Raw genomic sequence first — 1,644 nt, 5'->3', positions numbered from 1 at the left:
GTCCCGGGCCCGCCCCGGTCCCGGGCCGGGCCGCGAGTCCCGCCAGGATTCACCCGGTCGCGGCATGTCGGGGTGTCCCGCTGCCCGGACAGCCCGACACGCGGCAAACGGGGCGAGCCAAGCCCGGCCGGGGCGAGCCAAGCCCGGCCGGGGCCAGCCAAGCCCGGCCGGGCACCTACCCGGAGAAGCCGAACCGCCCGCCGGGGTGACCCGGCGGGCGGTTGCGGGTGTGACTCGGGGAGGGGCTCAGCCCTCGAAGACGCCGGCCTCGACGAGACGCTTCTCGGTCTTGTCCCAGCCGTGGTCCGGGTGGGCCGCGGCGAGGTTGTTGATCTCGACGCGGATCTTGGCGGCGTGGCCGGCGGCGGCCAGCACCCGGATCTCCTCGACGAACGCCTCGGAGTCGGTGCGCAGGTGCGCGGTCTTGCCGTTGGTCAGGTTGCGCACGTAGGCGTGCTTGCCGCCGTTGAGCGGGATGAGGTACTTGAACTCGCCCAGCACGCTGAGGGCGCCACCCTGGCCAGCCTGGCCGGCCCGGACTGACGCGCGCGCGGTCTTAGAGGTGTTGCTCGCCACGGAGGTACTCCTTGCAGACGTACGGGAGGACGGGAACCGTCCGGGGGCTGATGCGGGTGACGCCCGGATGAGCCTCGGCCCGCGAAAGTGTGCGGCGGCACAGAACCGCCCAGAGAACTGTACACGACCACGACGCCTGGCTGGTCACCGTGCCTGTCCGAGGGGCACAACCGGGGCCGGCCGGCGGCTATTTCCCGGTGGCGGATTTCCCGATTCCCTGGCGCACCATGCGTCACACGAGTCATCATGAGTTGCACAAGCCACCTGGATGGCCGAGGTCGTAGGGGAAGACGCACCTCGCTCTCCGGGAGGTCACCGTGCCAACGCGTGGCGTCGTATACGTCCACTCAACCCCACTCGCCGTGTGCTCACACGTCGAGTGGGCGATCGCGCGCGTCCTCGCCGCGCCGGTCAACCTGCAGTGGACGGCCCAGCCCGTCGATCCCGGCGCCCGCCGGGCCGAGTGCGGGTGGACCGGTCGCCCGGGAACGGGCGCCGAGCTGGCTGCTGCCCTCCGGCAGTGGCCCATGATCCGTTTCGAGGTGACCGAGGAACCCAGTTTGGGCACCGACGGGGAGCGCTTCATGCACGTGCCGGGTCGCGGCCTGTTCCGGGCCACCGTCGGCGCGGCCGGGGACATCCAGCTCGGCGAGGACCGCCTGCGCAGCATCATGGCCGCCGCCCGCGCTCCGGAGGCGCTCGCGCACGCCCTCGACAAGGCGCTCGGCACCCCCTGGGATGCCGAGCTGGAGCCCTACCGGCACGCCGGCGACGGCGCTCCGGTGACGCTGCTCACCCGGGTCGGTTGAGCCGGAACGCGTACCCGGACAGCCGGGCGCGGACCGGCACGCCCGGCGCGGCCCGACCCACCGGTCGGGTTGCCGCAGCCACTCGACGCCGGGTTTGATGGGGCGCGTGCCGATTTCCCCGCGACGTGCCGGCGTCGCTCTCACCGCCCTGACCGCGCTGCTTCTCCCCGGGTGCACGGAGACGGGGCAGCCCGGACCGGCGCCGAGCCCGTCCGCCTCGGCGGCCGCGCCGAGCCCCGCCCCCAGCACCGCCACGGAC

At 73.6% G+C, this 1,644-nt stretch carries 2 protein-coding genes; one reads left to right on the top strand and one right to left on the bottom strand.

Annotation, left to right across the window (positions count from 1 at the left end; genetic code table 11):
- Window positions 1–246: 246 nt before the first annotated feature.
- Window positions 247–576 (bottom strand): hypothetical protein, encoded by a 330-nt coding sequence (locus E1193_RS31345; RefSeq protein ID WP_132186732.1) that lies wholly within the window; start codon window positions 574–576, stop codon window positions 247–249.
- A gap of 317 nt (window positions 577–893) precedes the next feature.
- Between E1193_RS31345 and E1193_RS31340 the strand changes: the two genes are divergently transcribed.
- Window positions 894–1,385 carry a DUF3145 domain-containing protein gene (locus E1193_RS31340; RefSeq protein ID WP_132186731.1) on the top strand — a complete coding sequence of 164 codons (492 nt, stop codon included), beginning with the start codon at window positions 894–896 and terminating at the stop codon, window positions 1,383–1,385.
- Window positions 1,386–1,644: the final 259 nt, after the last annotated feature.

The sequence above is a fragment of the Micromonospora sp. KC606 genome, assembly GCF_004348675.1.
Lineage (GTDB): Bacteria > Actinomycetota > Actinomycetes > Mycobacteriales > Micromonosporaceae > Micromonospora.
The sequence above is the reverse complement of the archived record's forward strand: the minus strand, read 5'-3'. Positions and strand labels throughout refer to the sequence as shown.